The sequence below is a fragment of the Streptomyces sp. S3(2020) genome, from assembly GCF_013044505.1.
Lineage (GTDB): Bacteria > Actinomycetota > Actinomycetes > Streptomycetales > Streptomycetaceae > Streptomyces.
In genome coordinates, this window is the sequence record NZ_JABERD010000389.1 from 1 (window position 1) to 4667 (window position 4667).

A 4667-nucleotide genomic window follows, 5' to 3' on the forward strand; every position below is an offset into this window, starting at 1 on the left:
TTGCTCAGGCGTCGCGTGGGCTCGGCGATGTGGATAAGAGCCAGGTGCTGTCCGTGGTGCTCGCCCGCACCCGGTTCGGAGCGCGGGTGCGGGCCATCGGCTCCAATCCGGACGCCGCCGAGTTCAGCGGCATCCCGGTCGTGCGCACCCGCGTCCAGGCCCTGGCGCTGTCCGGTCTCACCACGGCCTGCGCCGCCGTGCTCGCCCTCGCGTTCTACGGCGCCGGCGACCCGACCCTCGGCCAGGGGTACGAGCTCCAGGCCATCGCCGCGTGCATCATCGGCGGGACTCCGCTGGCCGGGGGGCGCGGCTCGGTGTTCGGCGCGGTGGCGGGGGCGATGATCCTGGCGGTCGTGGCCGCCGGGCTCGTGTTCTTCGAAGTACCCATCAACTGGACGTCGTTCGCGACCGGCGGGGTCATCCTCGTCGCGGTCGCGGCGGACAGCGCGTTGCGCCGCACGGGACGGCGGCGCCAGTGAACATCCGGTCCGCACATGGCTGTTGGAGGCCTCTGATGCATCCTCGATTCCGTACGGTGGCCGCCGCCCTCGGCGTCCTGGCACTGCTGGGCGCCTCCGGGTGCGGGGAGAGCGAGGGGTCCGGCGGCAAGGGCGGCAAGCTGGACATGGGCATCGCCGTGGCCAACATCTCCCTCAACTTCGCCCACGAGATGGTGCTCGGCGCGGAGAGCGCCGCGGAGCACGCCAAGAACGTCGACTTCCAGGCGGTCGGCCCGCCCAACACGGACGGTCCGGCCGAGGTCCAGCTGTTCCAGAACCTCCAGACGACCGCCAAGGACGGCATCGTCCTGGAGAACCTGGACCCGCCGATCTTCACCCGCCCCGCCGCCCGGGCCGTGGACAAGGGCATCCCGATCGTCGCCCTGGACACCTCCCCCACCGACGGCAGCAAGGTGAACTTCTATGTGGGCAACGACAATTACGCGCTCGGCGAGCTGATGGCGAAGGAGGCGCTGAAGCGGCTGGGCGACGACCCGAAGGGCGAGATCGTCATCGGGGTGCCGAACCCGGGGACGCCGGTGCTGGACAACCGGGCGGCGGGCATCAAGGACACGTTCAACAAAGAGGCGCCGAACGTGAAGGTGCTCGGCCCCTTCCAGACGTACAGCGATCCCGGCCAGAACTACAGCTCCTGGTCGGCGCAGGTCAACGCGCACCCGGACGCGCTGGCGTTCCTCGGTGTCGGTGACGCCGACAGCTACAACCTGGCAAAGATCAAGAAGTCGAAGCAGGGGAAGTGGCTGACGGCCGGCTTCGACGTCGACCCCAAGACCCTCGACGCGGTCGAGGACGGCTCGAACTTCGTCGCCATCGACCCGCAGCACTTCCTCAAGGGCTACCTCTCCACGGCCATCCTGATCGAGTCGGTGCGCGAGAACGACGGCAAGCTGCCCGACGGCTGGTTCCTCTCCCCCGGCGGGGTGGTCGACTCCTCCAACATCGACGAGATCATCGCCCGGCAGAAGTCCCCGGAGGCGGCCTACGACTGGTACAAGCCGACCATCGACAAGCTCCTCGGCGACCAGGAGGGCCAGCTGCGCCCCTTGAAGGACGCACGCTGAGATGGCGCACGGCGACATCCTCGTGGCCCAGGGCCTGGTCAAGTCCTACGGCGGAGTACGGGCGTTGGACGGGGCCGGGGTCCGGCTGCGGGGCGGCGAGGTGCACGCACTGGTCGGCGAGAACGGTGCGGGCAAGTCGACGCTGGTGCGGATCGTGTCGGGGACGCTGGCGGCGGAGGAGGGTGCGGTACGCCTCGCGAAGGACACCCGGATCGCCACCGTCTCCCAGGAGTTGAGTCTCTTCCCCGACCTCACCGTCCGGGAGAACCTCTTCCCCCACCGGCCACCGCGCCGCCTCGGCCTGCTCGACCGGGGTGCCATGGACCGGGCGGCCCGGCCGGTCCTCGCCGAGCTGGGGCTGCACGTGGACCTCGATACGGAGCTCGGCGAACTGCCGCTCGCCGACCAGCAGTTGACGGAGATCGCCCGGGCCCTGCTGCGCCGCCCCCGGCTGCTGATCCTCGACGAGCCGACGTCGGCGCTGCCGGCCGCCGCCGTCGACCGTCTGGAGGGGGTGCTGCGCACGCTGACCGGGCGGGGCATCGCCGTCCTGTACGTCACCCACTTCCTGGAGGAGGTGATGCGGTTCGCGCAGCGTGTGACGGTGCTGCGGGACGGACGGGTCGCGCTCGCGGGGGTGCCCCGCGGGGAGGTCGACGTGCCGGAACTGGTGACGGCGATGCTGGGCGGCCGGCCCGAGCAGCGGGCACGCCGGACGCGGACCGTGGTCGATCTGCCGCCGCCGGTGGTGCTGTCGGGGGTCAGTGTGCCGGGCCGGCTCGCGGACGTGACGTTCACGGTCCGGGCGGGCGAGGTCGTCGGGGTCGCCGGGCTCCAGGGGGCGGGCCATCTCGGCGCGTTGGAGGTGGTGTGCGGCCGTACGGCGATCTCCGCGGGCCGGGTGGACGTGGGCGGCCGCGGTCTGCCGCACTCGCTGCGGGACGCGGTGCGGTCGGGGGTCGCCTTCGTGCCGAGCGACCGCAAGCGGTACGGGCTGATGGTCGACCGGGAGGTCTGGGAGAACACGACGTCGGTGAGCTGGCTGGGGCTCGGCCGGGGCGGAATCGCGCCGTCGCGGTCGGAACTGGTCCGCCGTACCGTCGACCTGACAGAACGGCTGCGGCTGCGCGGCGGCCCGCACGACGTGGTGGCGCGCCTGTCCGGCGGCAACCAGCAGAAGGTCGTCTTCGCCAAGTGGCTGGCGACCGACCCCAAGGTCGTGGTGCTCGACGACCCGACGCGGGGCGTGGACGTCGGCGTGCGGGCCGAGATGCACCGGATCGTGGGCGAGTTGGCGGCGGGCGGCGCGGCGGTGCTGATCGCGTCGACGGACCTGGCGGAGCTGACGGAGGTGTGCGACCGGGTGCTGGTCTTCGTACGGGGCCGGGTGACCGGCGAGGTGTACGGGGCGCGTCTGACGGAGCACGCGTTGGCTGTGGCGATGCAGCAGGGGGCGTCGACGGCTCGGTGACCGGCGGAACTGTCCGCCGGTCACCGAGCCGACAACGCGCGGGTCAGGGCCCTCGCCGCCGCGCAGACCCTCGCGCCCACCCGGTCCACGTCCAGGCGGCGGGTGCCGCCCGTCACCGAGATCGCGGCGATCGGGCGGGGGTCGCGGTCGTGGGCGTAGACCGGGGCCGCCACCGCCGAGACGCCGATCTCGGCCTCCTCCAGGTTGACGCCGAAGCCCCGGGCGCGGGTCAGGGCCAGGTCCCGGGCCAGCTGGCCCGGGAGGACCAGGGTGCGGGGGGTGAGGCGGAACAGGGTGCGGTGCGGGGGGCGCGGGTCCAGGGCGAGGAAGACCTTGCCGGTGGCGGTGCAGTGAGCGGGCAGGCGGCCGCCGGTGCGGGAGACGATCGGGGTGGCGCGGCGGCTCGTGATCTTCTCCAGGAACAGGGTGTCGGTGCCGTCCGGGACGGCGAGGTGGACGTTCTCGTGGGTGGCCTCGTGCAGGTCGCCCAGGTAGGGCAGCGCCGTGTCCCGCAGTTCGCGCACCGACGGCGCGGACTGGCCGAGGACGAAGAGCCCCAGGCCGATGCGGTAGTGGCCGTCCGGGGTGCGCTCGACCAGGCCGAGCCGGACCAGTTCGCCGATCAGCCGGTGCGCGGTGGGCTTGGGCAGCCCGGTGCGCAGGGCGAGTTCGGCGAGGGTGAGGGCGGTCCCGGAGTCCCCGCAGACACGGAGCAGCGCCACTCCGCGGGCGAGTACCGACTTGGGCAGAGGACCGTCGTCCGTCATGGACCGAATGGTGATGCTTGGGTGTGCGGGTGGCAAGGTGTGCGTCGCTGTGAGTGGCGGATCTTCGCCTCGGTCGTGGCGGGCGTTCCCCCCGCGGCGGGTCTCATTGCCTGAGCGGTACGTCGACCAGCAGTGGGCCTTTCGACTTCCCGGCCCCTGCGACGAGTTCGCGCAGATGCCGCGCGCTCTCGGCGCGGACCGCGTCGACGCCGAAGAAGGCGGCCGCCCGGGTGAAGTCCAGCGGACCCAGTTCGGTGCCGGGGCACGGGCCCGGGCCGCCCATCGCCTCGTAGGTGTCCTGGAGGGTGCGGTAGGCGCCGTTGTTCATGACCACGAACAGGACCGGGGCCGACTGCCGTGCGGCGCTCCACAGTCCCTGGAGTCCGAACAGGGCGCAGCCGTCACCGAGTACGGCGACCACGGGCCGTCCCGGCTCGGCGAGTGCGCGGCCGACGGCGGCGCCGATGCCCCAGCCCAGGCCGCCGCCGACGGTGTGGGTGTAGCTGCCGGGACTGTCGATGCGTACGAGACGGCGGAGCAACAGCCCTACGGTGATGGCCTCTTCGACGATCGCCGCGCCGCCCCGCCCCCCCCGCCCCCCCCCCTCCCCCCCCCCCTCCCCCCCCCCCCCGCCCCCCTCCCCCCCCCCCCCCACGCCCCCCCCGCCCCCCGCTCCCCCCCCCCCCGCCCCCCCCGCCTCCCCCCCCCCTGCACCCCCCCCGACCCCCCGGCCCCCCCCCAGCACACCCTCCACGGCGCGCGTGCCCACCCTCCCCCCCGGCCACCCCTGCACCGCCCCACTTGACAGCCCCCCCACCCCGACACTCTCCCCCCCCTGCTCTGCCTG

General features: G+C 73.2%; 5 protein-coding genes. 3 read left to right on the plus strand and 2 right to left on the minus strand.

Annotation, left to right across the window (positions count from 1 at the left end):
• From HLK59_RS48295 to HLK59_RS48305, 3 genes are all read left to right on the plus strand, one after another.
• Positions 1-479, plus strand: a 479-nt coding sequence (locus tag HLK59_RS48295) for an ABC transporter permease (protein WP_171148041.1), incomplete at its 5' end; no start/stop codon positions are given.
• 35 nt (positions 480-514) lie between these two features.
• Positions 515-1582, plus strand: coding sequence for a sugar ABC transporter substrate-binding protein (locus HLK59_RS48300; protein ID WP_171148042.1), 1068 nt, complete (start codon positions 515-517; stop codon positions 1580-1582).
• Position 1583: 1 nt separating this feature from the next.
• A complete protein-coding gene (locus tag HLK59_RS48305; protein ID WP_171148043.1) occupies positions 1584-3053 on the plus strand; it encodes a sugar ABC transporter ATP-binding protein in 1470 nt (489 codons plus the stop codon).
• A gap of 20 nt (positions 3054-3073) precedes the next feature.
• Here the strand turns inward: HLK59_RS48305 and HLK59_RS48310 are convergent, their stop codons facing one another.
• Together HLK59_RS48310 and HLK59_RS48315 are read right to left on the minus strand one after the other, a co-directional pair.
• A complete protein-coding gene (locus HLK59_RS48310) occupies positions 3074-3820 on the minus strand; it encodes an IclR family transcriptional regulator (RefSeq protein WP_171148044.1) in 747 nt (248 codons plus the stop codon).
• Between the two features lie 103 nt (positions 3821-3923).
• Positions 3924-4361 carry a thiamine pyrophosphate-dependent enzyme gene (locus HLK59_RS48315; protein ID WP_240983075.1) on the minus strand — a complete coding sequence of 146 codons (438 nt, stop codon included), beginning with the start codon at positions 4359-4361 and terminating at the stop codon, positions 3924-3926.
• Between the last annotated feature and the right edge of the window lie 306 nt (positions 4362-4667).